21 protein-coding genes and 1 riboswitch are annotated in these 20,797 nt (G+C 43.7%); of the genes, 4 read left to right on the top strand and 17 right to left on the bottom strand.

Features of this window, described 5'->3' with window-relative positions; genetic code table 11:
* Positions 1–240: 240 nt before the first annotated feature.
* The 3 genes from N780_RS18880 to N780_RS18870 are packed head-to-tail and all read right to left on the bottom strand — an operon-like array spanning position 241 to position 3,457.
* Entirely contained in the window at positions 241–546 is a 306-nt protein-coding gene (locus N780_RS18880; RefSeq protein ID WP_036787840.1) for a YerC/YecD family TrpR-related protein, read from the bottom strand.
* Positions 547–563: 17 nt separating this feature from the next.
* Positions 564–1,664, bottom strand: coding sequence for a DUF3048 domain-containing protein (locus N780_RS18875; protein WP_036787837.1), 1,101 nt, complete (start codon positions 1,662–1,664; stop codon positions 564–566).
* 53 nt (positions 1,665–1,717) lie between these two features.
* A complete protein-coding gene (locus tag N780_RS18870; RefSeq protein ID WP_036787835.1) occupies positions 1,718–3,457 on the bottom strand; it encodes an adenine deaminase C-terminal domain-containing protein in 1,740 nt (579 codons plus the stop codon).
* 108 nt (positions 3,458–3,565) lie between these two features.
* Here N780_RS18870 and N780_RS18865 point away from each other — a divergent pair, with 108 nt between their 5' ends.
* Together N780_RS18865 and N780_RS20335 are read left to right on the top strand one after the other, a co-directional pair.
* The gene (locus tag N780_RS18865; RefSeq protein ID WP_036787834.1) at positions 3,566–3,817 is read left to right on the top strand and encodes a YgaP family membrane protein; all 252 of its coding nucleotides are present in this window, start codon (positions 3,566–3,568) and stop codon (positions 3,815–3,817) included.
* Between the two features lie 394 nt (positions 3,818–4,211).
* A complete protein-coding gene (locus tag N780_RS20335; RefSeq protein WP_332307825.1) occupies positions 4,212–4,316 on the top strand; it encodes an EYxxD motif small membrane protein in 105 nt (34 codons plus the stop codon).
* Here N780_RS20335 and purD read toward each other — a convergent pair.
* The 11 genes from purD to purE are packed head-to-tail and all read right to left on the bottom strand — an operon-like array spanning position 4,288 to position 15,575.
* Positions 4,288–5,559, bottom strand: a complete 1,272-nt coding sequence (purD, locus tag N780_RS18860; RefSeq protein WP_036787831.1) for a phosphoribosylamine--glycine ligase — start codon at positions 5,557–5,559, stop codon at positions 4,288–4,290. The two genes, N780_RS20335 and purD, sit on opposite strands and share 29 nt — an antisense overlap.
* Positions 5,560–5,573: 14 nt before the next feature.
* Positions 5,574–7,112, bottom strand: coding sequence for a bifunctional phosphoribosylaminoimidazolecarboxamide formyltransferase/IMP cyclohydrolase (gene purH / locus N780_RS18855; protein ID WP_036787828.1), 1,539 nt, complete (start codon positions 7,110–7,112; stop codon positions 5,574–5,576).
* Positions 7,109–7,687: a phosphoribosylglycinamide formyltransferase gene (gene purN / locus N780_RS18850; protein ID WP_036787850.1), complete on the bottom strand. Its 579-nt coding sequence runs from the start codon at positions 7,685–7,687 to the stop codon at positions 7,109–7,111. Before purN ends, purH begins: the two co-directional genes overlap by 4 nt.
* A complete protein-coding gene (gene purM, locus N780_RS18845; RefSeq protein ID WP_036787824.1) occupies positions 7,687–8,709 on the bottom strand; it encodes a phosphoribosylformylglycinamidine cyclo-ligase in 1,023 nt (340 codons plus the stop codon). Before purM ends, purN begins: the two co-directional genes overlap by 1 nt.
* Positions 8,710–8,721: 12 nt before the next feature.
* Positions 8,722–10,134 carry an amidophosphoribosyltransferase gene (purF, locus tag N780_RS18840; RefSeq protein WP_036787822.1) on the bottom strand — a complete coding sequence of 471 codons (1,413 nt, stop codon included), beginning with the start codon at positions 10,132–10,134 and terminating at the stop codon, positions 8,722–8,724.
* Positions 10,110–12,332, bottom strand: a complete 2,223-nt coding sequence (gene purL, locus N780_RS18835) for a phosphoribosylformylglycinamidine synthase subunit PurL (RefSeq protein ID WP_036787820.1) — start codon at positions 12,330–12,332, stop codon at positions 10,110–10,112. Before purL ends, purF begins: the two co-directional genes overlap by 25 nt.
* Positions 12,316–12,999, bottom strand: coding sequence for a phosphoribosylformylglycinamidine synthase subunit PurQ (gene purQ, locus N780_RS18830; RefSeq protein ID WP_036787817.1), 684 nt, complete (start codon positions 12,997–12,999; stop codon positions 12,316–12,318). The genes purL and purQ overlap by 17 nt, the downstream gene beginning before the upstream one ends.
* A complete protein-coding gene (gene purS / locus N780_RS18825; RefSeq protein WP_036787815.1) occupies positions 12,996–13,247 on the bottom strand; it encodes a phosphoribosylformylglycinamidine synthase subunit PurS in 252 nt (83 codons plus the stop codon). The genes purQ and purS overlap by 4 nt, the downstream gene beginning before the upstream one ends.
* Complete coding sequence (gene purC, locus N780_RS18820; RefSeq protein ID WP_036787812.1) at positions 13,240–13,959, bottom strand: phosphoribosylaminoimidazolesuccinocarboxamide synthase; 720 nt, start codon at positions 13,957–13,959, stop codon at positions 13,240–13,242. Before purC ends, purS begins: the two co-directional genes overlap by 8 nt.
* A 4-nt stretch (positions 13,960–13,963) precedes the next feature.
* Positions 13,964–15,097 (bottom strand): 5-(carboxyamino)imidazole ribonucleotide synthase, encoded by a 1,134-nt coding sequence (gene purK, locus N780_RS18815; RefSeq protein ID WP_036787809.1) that lies wholly within the window; start codon positions 15,095–15,097, stop codon positions 13,964–13,966.
* Complete coding sequence (gene purE / locus N780_RS18810) at positions 15,075–15,575, bottom strand: 5-(carboxyamino)imidazole ribonucleotide mutase (protein ID WP_036787806.1); 501 nt, start codon at positions 15,573–15,575, stop codon at positions 15,075–15,077. The genes purK and purE overlap by 23 nt, the downstream gene beginning before the upstream one ends.
* A gap of 146 nt (positions 15,576–15,721) precedes the next feature.
* A riboswitch (purine riboswitch) is annotated at positions 15,722–15,823 on the bottom strand.
* A 430-nt stretch (positions 15,824–16,253) separates the two neighbouring features.
* Here purE and N780_RS18805 point away from each other — a divergent pair.
* Positions 16,254–17,750, top strand: a complete 1,497-nt coding sequence (locus N780_RS18805) for a glycine betaine uptake BCCT transporter (protein WP_036787804.1) — start codon at positions 16,254–16,256, stop codon at positions 17,748–17,750.
* A gap of 81 nt (positions 17,751–17,831) precedes the next feature.
* On the opposite strand, the gene purB is transcribed toward N780_RS18805, so the two are convergent.
* From purB to N780_RS18790, 3 genes are all read right to left on the bottom strand, one after another.
* On the bottom strand, positions 17,832–19,127 hold the full coding sequence (gene purB / locus N780_RS18800; protein ID WP_036787848.1) for an adenylosuccinate lyase: 1,296 nt from the start codon (positions 19,125–19,127) through the stop codon (positions 17,832–17,834).
* Between the two features lie 192 nt (positions 19,128–19,319).
* Positions 19,320–19,517, bottom strand: coding sequence for an NETI motif-containing protein (locus N780_RS18795; RefSeq protein ID WP_036787801.1), 198 nt, complete (start codon positions 19,515–19,517; stop codon positions 19,320–19,322).
* Positions 19,510–20,067 (bottom strand): DUF2179 domain-containing protein, encoded by a 558-nt coding sequence (locus N780_RS18790; RefSeq protein ID WP_188655430.1) that lies wholly within the window; start codon positions 20,065–20,067, stop codon positions 19,510–19,512. Before N780_RS18790 ends, N780_RS18795 begins: the two co-directional genes overlap by 8 nt.
* Before the next feature lie 209 nt (positions 20,068–20,276).
* On the opposite strand from N780_RS18790, the gene N780_RS18785 reads away from it, so the two are divergent.
* On the top strand, positions 20,277–20,711 hold the full coding sequence (locus tag N780_RS18785) for an Hsp20/alpha crystallin family protein (protein WP_036787798.1): 435 nt from the start codon (positions 20,277–20,279) through the stop codon (positions 20,709–20,711).
* Positions 20,712–20,797 lie beyond the last annotated feature (86 nt).

Genomic DNA, 20,797 nt, shown 5'->3' with positions numbered 1-20,797 from the left:
CGAGTTTCAGAAAAACTGACTCAAGTCCCCTCCAGGATTTGAAGGAAACGCGACTTTCTGGCTCAAGTTCAGGCAGACCGGCTCAAGTGCTTGGCGGGCGGCTCAAGTTCGCCGAGACTGGCTCAAGCCCTCCTCCCCCATGAGGAATCAAGAGGCAGCGCCTTTGCGGTTCAACCAGACCTTCACAAAAAGTTGCATAAAAAAAGGCTGCCCCATAAAGGGCAGCCTTCTCACTCATAATTAGTCTTCTTTTTCAGGTTCTTGAATGCGATCTAGAGCCATTGCATAGGCGTCGTTTCCGTAGTTTAGGCTACGTTTTACGCGAGAGATTGTGGCTGTTGATGCGCCTGTGTCGTTTTCGATTTTGTGATACGTGAATCCTTCGCGAAGCATGCGGGCTACTTCTAAACGCTGGGCAAGGGATTGAACCTCGTTCATTGTTGCCAGGTCATCGAATAGTTTGTAGCATTCTTCTACTGATTCCATTGTAAGGATCGCTTTAAATAGCTGATCTAATTCTTTACCCCTTAGTTTATCAATTTGCATGTGCGACACTCCTTTTATTATTGCGAGGTGATTGAAACGGACTGGCTGATGCCTGGTTGATCAGGTACGATGTTGACCCACGTCTTACCTGGAACGAATCCTAGCTTTTTGCCATCTTTGAAAGGATAAATTCTGCCACCTTCATTCTTCCATGTCACTTTTTGTACTTGTCCTTTTTGAATCAAGTACCCGTCCCCACCAGAATTTAAATCTATGGCCCGGCGTAACTTACTATCAATTACACGATGACCTGTTTCTACTATAAAAATATTATCGACCGTAGTGGCTTCTTTTGAATGATAATCTACGGTTGCTTCTCCGTCGCTGAACCGTGCGTAATTCTCTTCTTCAGGATTATATTTGAACGTGACTGTTTCTTGTGGTGTGTTTGAATACGTAATCGTAACGTTCGATGCTTGCTGTCCATTTAGGGATTGAATCTCTTCCTCAGTCAAAAACGGAAGGGGCTCATGATCCTTCGTTACATCGTAACCTTTTTGTTTAGCTACATCATAGACAGCATCAAGAAGAATATACGAGTTATGTGGAGCATTACGGAAACTTTCTCTTTTAAATAAATTCCGGTCATTATCATAGTACATACCGTTCAAATGATCAATTGCGCCTGCTTTCAGCTGATTCTCAATATACTCAGCTGCCCCGTGGTACAAGTAAATCGCATCGTACCCTTTTGCAATAGTAAAGTAGTACTCGCGGGCACTTCTGACAGGACCGACCACTTCAGGTTGGTTACTATGATAAAAGGCTAAAAACCTTGTAATGCTTCCTTCAGCCAATACTTCGTAAACGAGATCTGCATCGTTTAAACCTGATTGTGGTCTGGCGTAGGAATGATTATTGACCATAACGGCCATGATACGATGACTGACATCGTCATTCGTTCTCTCACCTGTTAAGGGATACACATTCTTAAATTCCGGATCTTGTTCCAATACAGGTGTCTCTTCGATGGTTTGTTCCATTTCTTTCTTTGAGTGCTCTTTGACTTCGCCTTCTGCTGGCTTTACTGCGCTTGCTTTATTCGCCAGTTGATCGACGGAACAAGCCGTCACGACAAAGAGCATGAGTAAAAACACCCAGCCTAACGACTTACGCATGTTCATACACACCTTTTCCTTAAACTACTTCACTACTTTACCCTAGTTACATTTTAACGCATTATTGCAGGAAAGAGTACCTCTTTCTTCTTAACGTCCATAATTCCTTTAGGTGTAATTCGTATGAAAGGAAGATGCATAGATGAGAGAAACAGCAATGTATAGATAGGGTCTTGAAACGGATATCCGTGCTCTCCTAAAATCCGCTTTACTTGTTGCTCATGAGAGATAATTGTTCCCATTTCTTCATCAGACATCATCCCGGCAATAGGTAAAGGAAGCTCATATATAACTTCACCTTCGTGAGCCAGCACAATTCCTCCCCCGATCTCTTTCATACGCTTAAAAGCCATCTCCATATCCGACTTGTTCTGTCCAATAAAAATAAAGTCCCCTGTATTTGAATAAGAACTTACAAGTCCGCCAAGCGAATTCGTAAATCCTTTAATCATCGAATTTACCTTCCACTTACCTTCCCTATCCATTAGCATTAAGAACGCTTCGTCCTCAGGACCCGCCTGCTCCCCTGAAAGTTCAGACTTCACAGCGTACGGCTTTAGAATAACTTCGTTTGCCATTTCCAAACCAAGAGGAATAGAGAATTGCAAATCGCGCTCTGTTAAATCCCAATTAATTTGCAGAGGGCTTAAATCATGCTCATCCCAATTGAAAGAATTAGTCTGTTCAACCGTTTGCCCATCTTTTTTCACCCATTTTCCTTTCGCTATAACGGAGGTTGGAGTTGGCTTATGTTTATCGCTAAGAATATTAATGTGAGCCACACACCCTGGGGAGATGCTCCCAACACGATGATCAATTCCGAAGTGTTTGGCGGCATTATAAGAAGCCATACTATACGCTTCATAATCAGGCACATCGTTTTCTAAGGCAATTTCTATACAGCGATCCATGATTCCTTGTTCATAAAAGGATGGCGTAGCACCATCTGTAGTCATCATAAGCCGGTCATATACACGAATGTTCCAGTCTTTCATCTCCTTTAACAACTGCGGAAGGTCAGGTCGAATGGAAGAGTAGCGAAGAGCGGTCATATACCCAAGCCGGATTCGATTCCATACCTCTTCCCCTGTCATAGATTCATGATCGGAATCGGTTCCAAGGAGCTTCATCTTCGTCAGCGTCTTCTCTGAAGCTCCAGGAAAATGCCCCTCTATAGGCTTTCGTTTTCGCTTGGTCTCTTGCATCCAATGCAACACACGATCATCATCTTTTAATACACTCGGCCAACCCGTCAGTTCACCACCCTGGATGACAGCATCATGCTCAAGCCAATCGTGAACATCCTCATCACTAAGAAAATGGTCCTCTCGCTGAAGAGCTGACTGGGAGTCAAAGCGGCTCCACCAGTACATTGAAGCCGGCACATCATTCAATTCTCCCAATAAAGAAAACGCTTTCTTTTTGTGTAATAAAAAAAGCAACACTAAGTTATCGTTGATTAACGTGGTTGTTCCAGTTTGTAATGCATATTGAGCTAAACCGTGGGGATTATATAACTGAAAAGGATGGGCATGCGGTTCGATGTAACCCGGAACGATATACTGTCCAGCGCAGTCCACGACTTCAGTAGCCTTATTAGACTCAGGAAGTGCATCGCCCACATAGACAATGCGATCGTCGTAAATCCATATATTTGCTTCTATCCATTGTTTTAAGTAAACGTTTAAATACGTGGCATTGGTTAACACGATCGACGGAGCATGCGTACCATCTACTACTGCTACATGTTCACGGAGTTGTCGATTGCGCCATCGGTAACGGTGTTCATTCATCGTCCATCACTCCATCTATATTGAATGTCAAAGCTTGTCATCTTTTTACCATCGTAACACACGCAAACATTTACTGCATTAACGTTTTGAAGGGAATGAGTAAAAAAAATGGTACGTCCAAACATCGGAATTATCAACGCAATGATCCGCATCACTTTCGGATTAACACTACTCTGCTTCTCCACCGCAAAAATGGTAAGAAAACCTTGGAGAGACGGCAACTGGATGATGATCATGCTAGCGTCCATGAAAGTAGCCGAAGGCATCGTCCGCTACTGCCCAGTCGTAGCTATGATGGAAGAAACAAAGAACAACCAGCAGGATAAAGAAGATGAGGAGAGCACGTTTAACCCATCATGAAAAGCGCAGGGGGCTTGCCCAGGGCCGTACGGATAAGCAAGCAAACGGAAGTTCGCGTAGCGGACTGCAGTTTGATTGCTTATCGCGCTAGGCCCTAGCCCCCGGAGCTGGATCTCATGAAAAGCGCAGGCGACTGTCCATCAGAAGAGGAAGTTCGGTTAAAATCGGCACGTCCTGTGCCAACACCGAACTGACCTGCATCCTGCAGGCCCGCATAAGCAAGCTGGCGGAAGTTCGCGCAGCGAACTGTAGTCAGATTGCTTATCGCGCTAGGCCCTAGCCCCCGGAGCCAGATCCAATGAAAAGCCCAGGCGACTGTACATGCAAAAAAGCTGGCCCAAGCGTCAAATGCCTGGGCCAGCCCAATTTTTCGTATAGAAAGGAATGAAGTGTCATGAATATCATGGAATACCTAACCGATATGACGTTTGTAATCGCCACAATTATCGGAAGTATTGTTGCCATCCTCTTTATTTATATTCAGAAGAAGAAGACATAGTCTTATGACGCGCGATATCTGTCCGAAAAAAGAAATACGGACTCGTGACGGGGAGCAGAGTTTTGTATACATTTGCCGTCGCTTCCTCTAAATCAGGTTGAACAGACCCGACGAGCATAACGCGGCCCCCATCTGAAACGAGGCTGCCTTGATCCTCTTTTACACCTGCATAAATGGAGAAAGAAGCCGAATCTTCTTTAAGTTCTGGCAGAGGATGCCCTTTTTCATAAGAACCTGGGTACCCAGAAGACGCTACAACCACTCCCGCACATGTTGCTTTCTTCCATCGAATCTTTGGGTCACGTCCAGCAACTACATCCTCAATTACCTGCATCAAGTCATTTTCTAATAGCGGCAGAACGACTTGGGTTTCAGGGTCACCGAATCTGGCGTTAAATTCAATGACTTTTGCACCTTCCTTCGTCAAGATACAACCTGCATAGAGGATACCCGTAAAAGAACGCCCCTGGTCAACTAGAGCTTCGGCTGTCGGTTTAAGAATCGATTCAACTGCACGTTCCACCTCACTCGCGGGGATATTCTCAGAAGGTGCATAAGCGCCCATTCCGCCTGTATTAGGCCCTTTGTCATCGTCAAATGCCCGCTTATAATCTTGAGCAGGAATCATCGGATACACGTCGCACCCATCTACAAATGCCATCAGTGAAAACTCTTCGCCTTCTAGAAACTCCTCAATAACAATCGTTTTCCCAGCATCACCGAACTGTTCTCCTCCAAGCATCCCGCAAATGGCTTGATGAGCCTCTTGTTCCTCTTCTGCAATGACGACTCCCTTACCAGCTGCGAGTCCATTGGCTTTAATAACAATTGGGAAGTCTACTGAATCAAGATATGAAATAGCCGTTTCTTGATCAGAGAATGTGCGGTACTCTCCAGTCGGTGTACCGCTAGTTGCCATGACTTCTTTCGCGAATGCCTTACTTCCCTCAATCAGAGCCGCCTCTTTCGTTGGTCCGAAAATGTTAAGTCCCTCTTCCCTAAAAGCGTTGACAATACCCTCTAGCAAAGGAACTTCAGGACCCACAATCGTCCAAGCGACCTCATTAGCTTTAGCAAAATCGACAAGAGCGGCAGTATCTTGTTCAGGGATCGTTACAGCAGTAGCTTCTGTCATCCCGGCATTACCTGGCGCTGCAAAGATTGTTTCCACTCGTTCACTCTCCGCTAACTTCCGAACAATACTATGTTCTCTTCCACCGCGACCAATCACCAATACATTCATGACCTCACCCCTATTTAGTGTTTGAAATGGCGCATGCCTGTTAAGACCATCGTAATGCCATGCTCATTACAGGCATCAATTGAATCCTGGTCTCGCTTAGATCCCCCAGGCTGAATGATTGCTGTTACACCTGCTTTAGCTGCAGCTTCTACCGTATCAGGCATCGGGAAGAATGCATCGCTCCCGAGTGCTGCACCGTGGCAGTGATCGCCAGCCTGTTCAATCGCTATGTTCGCTGCTCCCACTCTGTTCATCTGCCCCGCTCCAACACCGACGGTACGGTGATTTTTGGCAAGAACAATCGCATTTGACTTCACGTGTTTCACAACTTTCCATGCAAGCTGCAAGTCCTCCCATTCTTGATTTGTCGGACGGCGATCAGTCGGGATCGAGATGGATACGTCGTTAAGATTCCCCTCATCCGTATCTTGTACGAGCACACCACCACGAACGCTTGTGACAAGTTTAGATGCTCCACTTTCTTGATTAAGATCAAGTTTCAGCAGGCGTAAGTTTTTCTTCTCTTTTAGTACCTCTAATGCTTCATCTGAGAAAGAAGGTGCGATAATAATTTCAAGGAAGATTTCTTTCATTCGTAGAGCAGTATCCCGATCAACTTCACGGTTCACTGCGATAATCCCACCGAATATGGAAATCGGGTCCGCTTCATAAGCACGCTCAAATGCACAATAAATGGTGTCACCTTCCCCAACGCCACAAGGGTTCATATGCTTAACAGCAATAGCTGCCGGTTGCGTGAAGTCAAGGACCATAGATAATGCAGCATTGGCATCTTGTATGTTGTTGTAAGAAAGTTCTTTTCCATTAAGCTGTTCAGCGTTAGCAATGGACGCTCCTTTATAAAGAGGGTCTCTATAAAAGGCGGCATCTTGGTGAGGATTCTCTCCATATCGAAGCGATTGAACAAGTTCATACGTATTCGTTTGTTGAGCTGGCGTTTCATCTTCTAACATTTCATTGAAATAGTTCGCGATGTATGTATCGTAACTTGCCGTATGGTTAAACACCTTGGCAGCTAGATTTTTACGAACATTGTATGGAACTTCGTCCTCTTTTAGATAAGGGAGTACTTCAACATAATCGTCTGGGTTTACAAGTACAGTAACCCCTTCGAAATTCTTCGCAGCAGCACGAAGCATGGTTGGTCCGCCAATATCAATATTTTCGATCGCCTCTTCTTCTGTTATCCCTTCTTTCGAGATCGTTTCTTTAAAGGGATAAAGGTTCACAACGACAAGATCAATTAAACCAATATGTAAATCATCCAGCTGCTCGAGATGCTCTCGTTGGTTCCGTTTCGCTAACAGACCAGCATGGACATTTGGATGAAGGGTTTTTACTCTTCCATCCATAATTTCAGGGAAATCGGTAATTTCGGATATAGAACGAACAGACAGCCCCGCTTCTTCTAACGCACGCTTCGTGCCTCCTGTAGATACAAGTTCATACCCAATAGTTGCAAGTTGATTTGCGAATTCTACAATGCCTTTTTTATTCGATACACTTAATAATGCACGCTTTTTCTTTGTCATGTTGCTTTCTCCCCTTTAATACATTGTTTGACGACGGTCGGGTACAAGTCGTGCTCAACGCGCTGAATATCATGTTGAAGCCTGGTTCGATCTCCTTCTATTCGCACAGGAATTTGCTCGATAATAGGGCCCGTGTCCATCCCCTCATCAACAAAGTGCACAGTAACACCGGTTACTTTCACCTTTGCATCAAGGGCTTGCCCAATCGCATCTTTCCCAGGGAATGCCGGTAGCAGAGATGGATGAATGTTGAAAATCTTTCCTTCGTATGCTCTCAAAAGAGTAGGCCCGATTAATCTCATATATCCAGCTAACACACACCACTCTATCGATTTATCCCTAAGCTTTTGTAGGATCTCCGATTCAAATGTGGCTTTGTCAGGATAATCTTTAGAACGAAAAGAGAAGACGTCTATGCCGAATCGTCTTGCTTTCTCGATAACGGCTGCTTCAGGTTGATCACAGACCAAGAGACTTACATTGTAGGTCGGGCCCTCCCCTGCGCGCTCAACGAGAGCTTCAAAGTTCGAGCCACTTCCAGAAGCGAAAACGGCTATTGGAATTGGTTCTCCCATCATCTGTACGCCACTCCTTCTCCCTTGACGACGTTACCAATCACCCATGCTTCTTCTCCAGCTTCCTCCAATTGTGCAAGAGCCATTTCAACATCCTCCTCACGCACCACAGCCGCCAAACCGATTCCCATATTAAACACACTGTACATTTCTTCAGGCGATACAGAGGTCTTATCCATTAGAAAATCAAATATCACCGGAGGCGTCCAAGATCCTCTTTGAATAGATACACCAAACCCTCCAGGAAGCATTCTTGGTATGTTCTCTTCAAAGCCTCCACCTGTAATATGAGCCATCCCTTTAACCTCAATCGCAGTGTTCAAAGCCTTGATCGCTTTAGCATAGATTTTTGTCGGAGTAAGAAGCGTTTCCCCAAAGGACACTGGAAAAACCCCATAGTGGTCAGAAAGGTCTAAGTCATGATTCTCTATCCACTTTCTTATGAGGGAGTATCCGTTCGAATGAATACCGCTCGAAGCAAGACCTATGATTCGGTCACCCTCACGTATGGTTTCACCTGTAATGAGCTCATCTTTCTCTACCGCCCCAACAACAAATCCCGCAACGTCATAGTCCTCTTCTTTATACATGCCTGGCATTTCAGCTGTCTCACCACCGATCAGTGCACATCCAGCTTGTTCGCACCCATCTGCTATACCTTTGACAATAGCCTCAATCCGCTCGGGGACGTTTCTACCACAAGCGATATAATCCAAGAAGAATAATGGTTCAGCACCTTGAACGATAATATCATTCACACACATCGCCACCGCGTCTATCCCTATCGTATCATGTCGTTTTAAATCTATCGCTAGTTTTAACTTTGTTCCCACTCCGTCTGTGCCTGAGACGAGTACAGGGTTTTGATAAGACGTCTTGGCTAAATCGAACAACCCACCAAATCCGCCAACACCTCCCATTACACCAGCACGTTTCGTTCTTGCGACATGTTGCTTCATTCCTTCTACTGCTTCATATCCAGCTTCCACATTTACGCCCGCTTCTTTGTATAACTCTCTCATTTCAACACCTCCTTATACTTTCTCATATGGATGAACCGTATTTGGAAAGATCTCAGTCGGATAACTTCCGGTAAAGCACGCCTGACACTGTCCGTGGCGAAGAGAATCTTGAGGCGACCCTATTGCTTCCTGAAGCCCCTCTACTGACAAAAAGGCAAGGCTATCTGCACCAATCATCTCACGGATCTCTTCTACACTATGGTGCCCTGCAATAAGCTCAGCTTTCGTGGACGTATCAATGCCGTAATAACACGGATTCTTAAGTGGAGGAGCACCGATACGCACGTGGACCTCTTTTGCGCCTGCGTCTTTCAACATTTGAATAATGCGACGGCTTGTTGTTCCTCTCACAATCGAATCATCCACCATCACGACGCGTTTTCCTTCTACAATCCCTCTCACCGGGGATAACTTCATCTTTACGCCTTGTTCTCTTAGTTCTTGTGACGGCTGAATAAATGTGCGGCCTACGTAGCGATTCTTGATGAGTCCGAGTTCATACGGAATTCCTGACTGTTCAGCGAACCCAATCGCTGCAGAGATACTAGAATCAGGCACACCTGTTACAACATCAGCCTCAATGGGCGCTTCTTTCGCAAGTTCTTTCCCCATCCTCTTTCTTGCAGAGTGTACATTCACTCCATCTAAGTTGCTATCAGGACGAGAGAAGTAGACGTATTCCATTGAACAAAGCGTCCGCTGAAGTGGCTCTGAGAAACGGTCGGAATGAAGTCCTTCTTTATCGATCGTAATCAATTCACCAGGATCGACTTCTCTTATATACTCGGCTCCAACTACATCAAGAGCACACGTTTCAGAAGACACAACATAAGCATCTCCAAGCTTGCCTATTGATAAAGGTCGCAACCCCTTTGGATCCAGAGCTACAAATACCTTCTCTTCTGTCATCATTACGAACGCATAGGCACCTTTTAACATAGCAAGAGCTTGCACGATGCGCTCTTTTAATGGTAAATGGCCACTTCTCTTAATAAGGTGGGCGACGACTTCTGTATCAGATGTCGTTTGCAGAATACTTCCTTGAGCTTCTAACTGGTGCTTTAAAGCATGAGCATTAACAAGATTGCCATTATGCGCCAAAGCAAGACTACCTGTCTGAGATCGGAAAACAAGAGGCTGGACATTTTCATATCCACCGCCCCCTTGTGTCGCGTAACGCACGTGCCCAATGGCACCATGACCTTCAAGGCGATCAAACTGCTTTTCCTCAAACACCTCTGTGATCAAGCCAAGCCCTTTCTCAAGACGCATTTGCTCCCCATCTGTAGCAATGATACCGGCCCCTTCCTGCCCACGATGTTGAAGACTGTGCAGGCCGTAATAAGTCAGGTGCGCAGCATCTTCATGCCCAAAAACGCCAAATACACCGCACTCTTCGTTTAATCCTTTGATTTCAGTTGGCACGGAATAGCCTCCTTCCAGGCTTTTTTAAGATCAGGTGTAAATAGAGAAATCACGTCTTCTCCTTGATGTGTCACACAGTAATGTTGATGATCCGTTACCACCCCGAGATAGACTGCATCGCTTACGAGGGCTTCGAATGCGTTCTGATGTTCACCTGGTACAGATACTACATAACGAGACTGGGTTTCACTGAAAAGTTCCGTGAGCGGCTCTCCGTTAATGGAAATGTCACAACCAAGGTCGTGTTCAAATAATGATTCAGCAAGAGCCACACCAAGTCCCCCTTCCGCAACATCATGGGCGGATCGAACGAACCCTTTTTGAATGGCGGAAAGCACTTCCTCTTGCCTTCTCTTCTCCACTTCTAAATCAAGCTTCGGACACGGTCCAAAGTAATCACCTTCTAACACCTTCTGCAGTTCACTTCCGCTGAATTCAGGACTTGCCTCACCAATTACGTAGATCAGATCTCCACGCTCTTGAAAACTTTGACGCGTAATGTACGAGAGATCTTCAATTAATCCAACCATTCCAACAACAGGTGTAGGGTAAATAGATACTCCGTTTGATTCATTGTACAAGGATACATTCCCACTAATTACAGGTGTTGAGAGCGTCGTACATGCTTTACTCATTCCAAGGACAGATTGCTTCATCTTCCAGTACGTTTCTGGAATTTCTGGACTGCCGAAGTTTAGGCAATCTGTCAGTGCTAATGGACGACCTCCGGAGCAAATGATATTCCGGGCCGCTTCAGCAACCGCAATCTGGCCTCCGAGGTGCGGATCTAAATGAATATAGCGAGAATTACAGTCCGTTGTCATAGCTAATGCTTTCCGCGTCCCTTTCACACGAACCACTGCTGCGTCAGATCCTGGTGCGACAACCGTATTCGTTTGAACCATATGGTCATACTGCTCATACACCCATTCCTTACTTGCAATCGTAGGCTGCTTAAGTAGCGTCATTAATGTTTCGCCCATATCTTCTACTTCAGGGCGATATTTGATATCTCTGTATTCTTCAATATAAGCAGGCTGAACCTCTTCTTGTTCATAGACAGGCGCTTCTTCAGCTAGAGCGTCTACAGGGACATCCGCTACGACTCTACCTTCATGCTCTAGTCGTAACACCCGCTCCTCGATAACTTCACCAATCGAAACCGCATGCAATCCGTACCGTTCAAAGATCTCTGCAATTTCTTCTTCACGCCCTTTCTCAACGACGAGAAGCATTCTTTCCTGAGATTCTGAAAGCATCATTTCATAAGCGGTCATATTCTCCTCGCGCTGTGGAACGTCGTCTAAATTCATTCGGATTCCCGTACCAGCTTTACTCGCCATCTCACTAGCAGAAGACGTTAACCCTGCCGCCCCCATATCCTGCATGCCGACAAGAGCATCACAGTGGATGACGTCTAGACAAGCTTCAATAAGTAACTTTTCCATAAAAGGATCACCGACTTGAACAGAAGGGCGTTTGCTAGCTGAAGCATCCGATAGTTCCTCAGAAGCAAATGTCGCTCCGTGAATACCATCACGACCAGTAGGTGCACCTACGTACATAACCGTATTGCCGACGCCTTTCGCAATCCCTTTTTGAACGTCTTGTTGATCAATTAAACCAACGCACATCGCATTCACAAGAGGGTTGCCTTCATAACATCGATCAAACTGAACCTCTCCACCGACAGTAGGGACCCCAACACAGTTTCCATACCCAGCTATACCGTGTACAACTTCCTTAAATAAGTACTTCATTCGCTCTGTGGTTAGTTCTCCAAACCGGAGAGAATTCAGTAAGGCAATCGGACGAGCTCCCATGGAGAACACATCACGCAAGATACCACCAACACCTGTTGCAGCACCCTGATACGGTTCAATAGCGGAAGGGTGATTGTGGCTTTCCATTTTAAATACCACAGCCTGGTTATCACCAATATCAACGACACCCGCTCCTTCACCAGGCCCTTGTAAAACATGTGGACCTTTCGTCGGGAAGTGTTTCAACAATGGCTTCGAGTTTTTGTAACTGCAGTGTTCGGACCACATAACGGAGAAAAGACCTGTTTCGGTGTAGTTCGGTACCCGCCCAAGTACGTTTTTCATCAGGGCAAACTCAGAATCACTCAGTCCCATTTCCTTATAAAGCTGCTCTTCTTCAATGCGTGATGGACTCAAATCAAGTGTGTTGTACATGGGTTCCCCTCCAATTCGCTACCATTGATTGAAATAACTTCAAACCATCTTCTGAACCAAGAAGTGCTTCAACCGCACGTTCCGGGTGTGGCATCATACCAAGAACGTTTCCTCGTTCATTGCAAATACCAGCTATATCATAGACGGATCCATTTGGGTTGTTTTCATAAGTAAATAGAATTTGATGATGGTCTACGAGACGACGGTATGTAGATTCATCGCAATAATAGTTGCCTTCCCCATGAGCGATTGGCAGCTTCAGAGTCGCTCCTTCTTCATAAAGATTGGTGAATGTCGTATTATTGTTCGCTACACAAACGAGATCTGTTTTACATATGAAAGCTAAATCACGATTTGGAAGCATGGCCCCAGGAAGTAGCCCTGCTTCTAAAAGAATCTGAAATCCGTTACATACGCCTAGAATAAACGTCCCTTTATCCGCTTCTTCTTTAATCGCACGAACTACAGGAGCAACACTCGCCATCGCACCTGAGCGTAAGTAATCTCCATGAGAGAACCCACCTGGCAAAAGGATAGCGTCGTAAGCAGATAAGTCAGTCGCAGCAGAGGAGACCATCTCTACATCTTCTTTTAAATGAGTCCGTATGGCATCAAACATATCCTGGTCACAGTTTGAACCCGGAAATACGATTACGGCGAACTTCAATTGGGAACGACCTCCTCTAGTGTATAGCGGTATTCTTCAATGACAGGATTGGCAAGCAATCGATCACACAGCTCGTTTACACGTTTATCAATCTCTCCTGTATCCTTTACTGTCAGTTCAAAATACTTCCCAACTCGAACGCTCTCAACCTCATCATAGGCTAATGAATGCATCGACTCCTGAATCGCTTTCCCCTGCGGATCAAGAACTCCCTCTTTCAACGTTACGTAAACATACACTTTATACATGAACGATCGCCTCCAGACGCTTTAAGATAATTTCATAGATTTCAACAAGATCCTCTATATCATTCCGGAAAACATCTTTATCCATTTTTCGGTTTGTATCCTGATCCCATAGGCGGCACGTGTCAGGCGAAATTTCATCAGATAACACAATGGAACCGTCATGCAGGCGGCCAAACTCCAATTTAAAGTCGATTAATCGAAGCTCAATCTCACTGAACATGACTTGCAAATGGTTGTTAATCTTGTGGGCAGCTGCTTTGATATGGTCCAAGTCACTTTGGTCTACTTTCATTAACATGCGTGCATGTTCATCATTTATAAATGGATCATCGAGGTCATCACTCTTATAATAGAATTCCACAATTGGCTCGGGGAGTTCTGTCCCTTCCTCTAAGCCAAGGCGACGTGTCATGCTACCAGCTGCAACATTTCTGACAACGACCTCTAGCGGAATAATTTGAGATTGCTTTACGAGCTGTTCTGTATCTGAAAGCGTTTGGATAAAATGTGTCGGAATTCCAGCTAACTTTAAATAGGAAAATACATGAGCTGAAATTAAATTGTTCAAGCGACCTTTCCCCCGAAATGTCTGATGTTTCTTCCCGTTAAATGCCGTTGCCTCATCTTTATACTCCAGAATCAGTTCATACTCTTCTCCGATTAAGGAATACACCTTCTTCGCTTTTCCCTCGTATAGCAATGAACCTTTCATTTCGCTACCCCCTGGTACCAGGAACAACCTGGTCTTGATCTAATTTTTCTTTAGCTTCTTCTACCGTTTTACCGATCGCTGTCACGTGGCCCATCTTGCGCATTGGTTTGATCTCTTCTTTCCCATACAAGTGAACATGACAATCTAAAAAATGATGAGCGTTTATTCCGTAGCCATCTGCCTCTGTCCCAATAATATTTCTCATAACAGCCGCATAAGGTGTGTCTATGTTTAGAAGAGGCAATCCGCAAACAGCCCGAATATGTTGTTCAAACTGGGAAACGTTACAAGCTTCTATCGTAAAGTGTCCCGAGTTATGAGGGCGAGGGGCCATCTCATTCACATAAACGTCCTCTCCCACTACAAACATTTCAACAGCAAACGTTCCGACCACGCCTAAGTAGGCAGCTATACGCACCGCGTACGTCTTTGCTTTATCCAATACTTCGCTTGAGACAGACGCAGGTACTACGCTTTCCCTGAGCATATGATGTTCATGAAGATTAGCGGGCATAGGGAATATGGCAGTTCCCCCGTCAATCCCTCTTGTCATGATGATAGAAACTTCTTGATCGAAAGGTAACCAACTTTCCAAAATGCAACTTCCATGGTCATGAAGGAAACGCTTGGCCTCGCTCATATCTTCCTTGCTACTTATACGAAACTGACCCTTACCGTCGTAACCACCTTCAACCGTTTTAATAACACAAGGGAAACCAAGCGTATCGACCGCTTCTTCAAGATCATCTGTTTCATCAAGCAATCGATACGGAGCTACAGGAACGCCTGCTTGCTCTAGACGTTTCTTCTCCCGGCCACGGTTTTGAGTAACTTCTAGTGCTTCAACACCTTGAGGAAGTTTCCCTAGTTCAACTAAATACTTAGCTAATGAAAGATCTACATTTTCAAATTCATACGTAATGACCTCACTCACTTCAGCAAGCTGCTTCGCTCCTTCAAGACTGTCTAAAGCATAAGGAATATGGATATCTGCAAGCTGAGCGCACGGACCATCTTCCGCAGGATCTTGAACCGCAATTCTATATCCCATTTGCTTTGCAGCCACAGCCATCATACGTCCAAGCTGCCCCCCTCCAAGTATGCCAATGGTGGAGTTAGGTAAAATTACTTGATTCATAGAGTTGCCCCCTCATCTCTTCAACGTTTTCTTTTAATTCATCCCGATAGGCTAATAATCGGTTAGCTAGCTCTTGGTCATATACAGCCAATATTTCAGCGGCCAGAATTCCTGCATTTTTAGCACCAGCCGTACCTACAGCAACGGTAGCTACAGGGATCCCACCTGGCATTTGAACGATCGACAACAACGAATCCCAACCATCTAACTTCGATTGAACAGGGACTCCAATAACCGGGAGGGTGGTTTTAGAAGCAACCATACCTGGCAAATGCGCCGCTCCCCCAGCCCCAGCAATAATGACCTTAAGCCCCTTATCCCGCGCTCCTTCTGCATAACTGAACATATCCTCCGGTGTACGGTGAGCCGATAAGATTCCTTTTTCGTAAGGTACTTCAAGCTTCTCTAACATAGAGCAAGCATGTTTCATTGTTTCCCAGTCTGATAAACTGCCCATCACTACCCCTACATCAGCCATTCCTACTCTTCCTTTCCTATTTATAAAATAAAGACTACTTCACTCTAGTTTCTTCCTATTAAAAAAGCGCCTATTATCTCATCTCTATGGAGAGAAGATAATAGGCGCACGAATGAATCCATTTACATCGATCGTAATGGGTATACGTATGTCCAATCTTCCCTCATAGTCCGACCATTTAAGGTGGTCAGGTAGAAACTTACGGGCCTTATCCCCGAGATTATATGAGGTACATCGTTCATTAACTTTAGTTTATTGAATTTATACTTATACTCTAACAATACTCCTAAAATAAATCAACAATACACGAACATTTAAATTTAATTACCTGTTTTCGTTCGCTTCCATTGAAAACTACTATTATTTAGTTTTTCATTATAAGGGAGCTTATATGGAAGACATTCAGATAATAGCAAGCAAACCACCAAACCCGTTTTAATAATATTAATAGTGAAGGTTTACATTCTACTAGGGAGGGTATGTTTATCTTACTGACACCATATGCCCTCTAAATCAGCTTCCATTTTATTCAATTACTGCCACCTAAATACCAGTAAAGTAATTACTTATTGACGATTCTTAAAAAAATGTTACACTTATATTCGGAACAAAACGTTTATACCAAATGTACAGTTTAAACTAAACAAATTATTACATTTGCATCAGGAAGGGGATTCGATGAATAAGGTAACGCCTGTTTTTTGGATATCACTCGCTATTTCAGCCGTCTTTGTTCTTTGGGGAACGATATCACCAAGCAACTTACAAGCGGTTTCAAGCGAAATCCAAGGATTTCTTACCGAAAGATTCGGTTGGTTCTACTTACTAACTGTAGCTATATTTCTCATCTTCTCAATTTACTTAGTAGTCAGCCCTTACGGAAAACTAAAATTAGGGCAACCGAACGAAAAGCCAGAATATAAAACCATTACATGGTTTGCTATGTTATTTAGTGCTGGTATGGGAATTGGTCTTGTATTCTGGGGATCAGCTGAACCATTAGCACACTATGCAACACCACCTACAGGAGATGCTGAAACAGCAGAAGCAGCGAAAAAAGCTCTTCGTTACGCATTCTTCCACTGGGGCTTCCACGTATGGGCAATCTACACTGTAATTGCTCTTGCGATTGGTTACTTCAAATTCCGTCGTAAATCACCAGGTGTCATCAGTGCTACTTTCGAACCTTTACTAGGGGAGAAAGCAACGAAAGGCGCACTTGGTACCACCATTGACGTAATCGCTGTATTTGCAACGATCTTCGGTGTTGCAACATCTCTAGGTCTTGGAGCGACACAAATCGCTGGTGGACTAGCTTTCATCACACCAATTGAAAATAATAAACTAACTCAGTTTGTTATTATTGCAATAGTAACGGTACTCTTCATGATTTCCGCATGGAGTGGTTTGAGTAAAGGTATTAAGTATTTAAGTAATACTAATATTGTATTGGCAATTGGTTTAATTGCTATGACCCTTATATTAGGTCCTACTGTATTTATCATGAATACATTTACTTCAACATTAGGGTCTTACGTTCAGAACCTACCAATGATGACTTTCCAAATGGCACCACTTAGCACGGATCAGAATGAGTGGATTCAAGGTTGGACCGTCTTCTACTGGGCTTGGTTTATTTCCTGGTCTCCATTCGTAGGTACATTTATTGCACGTGTTTCAAAGGGACGTACAATCCGTGAATTTATCATGGGAGTACTTATTGGACCAAGTATCTTCAGTGCTTTCTGGTTCGCAGTATTTGGTGGTACAAGCCTTAAGCAAGAACTAAGCGGGCAGAACACTGGTCTAACTGATCTAAGTGCTGAACAAGCACTATTTGGAACTTTTGAGACAATGCCAATGGGAATTATCCTGACAATTGTCGCTATTTTACTAATCAGCACATTCTTTATTACATCTGCTGACTCAGCAACATTCGTTCTAGGTATGCAAACAACAAACGGTAGCTTAAACCCACCTAACGTTGTGAAATTGAGCTGGGGGATTATCCAAGCAGCTACTGCAGCCGTACTACTTGGAGCCGGAGGCCTCGGTGCGTTACAAACAGCCGCCATTGTTTCCGCCTTCCCGTTCTGCTTTATACTCCTATTTATGTGCTGGTCCTTACTGATCGCCTTAAATCAGGATGCAAAAGCAGCCAATATAAAGAAATAAACACTAAAAAAGCTATGGCACATGCCATAGCTTTTTTTAATACTTGCCTGATTTTCTACTCCTAGACTCGAGTAAAAAGGTTTAGCTTAACCCAATTCGTTCAAATACATGGTCAACATTCTTCAAATGATACGTTGCATCAAAACACTCATCCAACTTCTCTTCACTTAAAGCGCTAGTAATTCGATCATCCCCTTCAACAAGTTCACGGAACTGAATGCCTCTTTCCCATGCATCCATAGCTTTTGGCTGCACAAGATCGTATGCCTCTTCTCTAGACATTCCTGTATCAATAAGAGATAACAAGACGCGTTGAGAGAAAATTAACCCATACGTCTTATCCATGTTCTTCTTCATATTGTCTTCATAAACAGTCAGGTTCTTCACGATTTTACTGAAACGATTCAACATATAATTAAGGGCGATCGTAGAATCAGGTAGAATGATGCGCTCAGCTGATGAATGAGAGATGTCTCTTTCATGCCATAGAGGAACGTTCTCATACGCCGTAAGCATATGCCCTCTTACAACCCTTGCAAGACCCGTCATGTTCTCAGAACCGATTGGATTTCGCTTATGAGGCATTGCAGAAGACCCTTTTTGTCCTTTAGCAAAGAACTCTTCAACTTCTCTGGTTTCGGACTTTTGTAAACCACGAATCTCAACAGCAAATTTCTCAATAGATGTTGCAATCAAGGATAACGTAGAAAGGTAGTGAGCATGACGATCACGCTGAAGCGTTTGAGTTGAGACAGGAGCAGGCGTCAATCCAAGCTTCTTACAAACGTATTCCTCAACAAATGGATCAATATTTGCATAAGTACCAACAGCGCCTGACAGCTTCCCGAATTCAATATTATGAGCTGCCATTTCAAAGCGCTCTAAGTTACGCTTCATTTCCTCGTACCATAGAGCAAGCTTTAAGCCAAACGTAGTCGGCTCTGCATGAACCCCGTGAGTACGGCCCATCATTACGCTATACTTATGTTCCTTAGCTTTTTCAGCTAAGATATCAATAAACGTCTGCAGGTCATGACGTATGATATCATTCGCCTGCTTTAATAAATAGGATAAGGCAGTATCAACAACATCCGTCGAAGTTAGACCATAGTGAACCCACTTACGCTCTTCCCCAAGGGTCTCGGAAACAGCACGTGTGAAAGCGACAACATCGTGACGAGTTTCCTGCTCAATTTCTAGTATTCGGTTAATATCAAATGAGGCATGTTCCCGAAGCTTTTGTACATCTTCTGATGGTATGTATCCTAGTTCACTCCATGCTTCACATGCTAAGATTTCTACTTCTAGCCAAGCTTTATACTTGTTCTCATCTGTCCAAATAGCACCCATTTCAGGCCTTGTATAACGTTCGATCACAATCATCATCCTCCCATAAAATAAAAGTGCCTATTATCTATAGATGAAAAAGATAATAGGCTCACTTGTCACGTTCGTAGCTTGTCCCATCTTCGGACAAACCATGACTGTCTACTGGTATAGTATCAATAGTCATAGGAAAAAGCAACTTTTTCCCGAACGTTTTATTTGATTTTTATAACATCGTTCGTATCAATCCTGCTTTACAGCGTCGAACACGATTTTACTACCAATCGGCTCTACCTTTTTCTCACCATTTTCGATTCGCTCTTGGAAGATTGGCTCCTCTACACGACGAACTGGCATATAGCCTTCTTCTTTCATCATATTAAGAACAGAATCGATGGAATCTCCTTCTTCAACTGTAAATCGCTTTTTTTGTTTACCCATCTTTATTCAACTTTCCTTTCCTTACTTGCTTCACCCAGAAACCGCCCCGAATTTGCTTCGGTTCGTAAGCCACTATAAAGGCTTTAGAATCAATATTCTTAATGGTTTCATATAAAGATAGCTCATACTTACGAGGTGTAAGGATCTGCATAGCCAGGCGATCACCTTCCATGCCATAGGCAAACCAACTCGTCACACCATATCCTTTGTCTCTTAATTGTTTAGTAAACTCAATATCTGGATTGGATGAAATTACATTTACCGTAATATAGCCCAGAGCAAGTTTTTCTTCAATCTTCATTCCTACTATAACCCCTAAACCAAAGCCTAATGCATAGGCGACGACATTCTGGATTTGATCAAGGTTATCAAGCACTAGACCAAGTCCTACAATATAAACTGTAATTTCAAATACGCTAATAAATGCTGCCCAGTAACGCTGACCTTTCAGGGTAAAGATCGTTCGAATGGTTAAAAACGAAACATAGACGATATTAACCACTAAAATGATCAATACCATCGCCCAGCTATTCTCTAACAGATTTTCCATAAAATTATACCGACTCCTCTCCGTCGAACATAATACTTGTTTATTCCCCAAAAACGGGACATTCACCCACTTTACATCTTATGCATACACTATAGCGCAATCCATTAATAATTCTCAATTAATTTCTACATTCTTTTTTGTCATAAATGGAATAGAGAAGGAAACGAAGACACTTTAATCATCAGTATAGACATAAGGAGTGAGTGAAGGTGAACCCTTTCCAAAACATGAATAACTGGCGTCAGAACATGGACCGATTTTTTGGTGAAGATTTTTGGGGAGAGTTTGAGGGAATCCTGAAACCTACCATCCCTCAAATCAACATTTACAAATCGGATAATGAACTCTTACTACTCGTCAACGTCCCCGGATTAGAAAACCTTGATGATTTAGATATCTTTGTAGATTACTCTATATTAGAAATCAGGGGCATCATTTCTCTTCAATCATCTCAGAAACAGTGCATACAAGAAGAAATCCTACAGGGTACGTTTGAGCGTAAAGTAGAACTTCCTTATCCTGTACGAGGCGACCGCATGCAGGCGACCTACCGCAATGGGATTGTCGTTATCCAACTTCATCGTATGATTCAAGAAGAGGGAAAACGTAATAAAATTAAAATAAAGTCTTTAGACGAAAAATAAACCCAGAAGATTTAATCTTCTGGGTTTATTTTTAAAATGCATGGCGGCGTCCTACTCTTGCGGGGGTGAAACCCCGACTACCATCG

The organism is Pontibacillus chungwhensis BH030062, from assembly GCF_000770675.1.
In the GTDB taxonomy this organism is placed as follows: Bacteria; Bacillota; Bacilli; order Bacillales; family BH030062; genus Pontibacillus; species Pontibacillus chungwhensis.
This window is presented reverse-complemented; position numbering and strand designations above follow the sequence as displayed.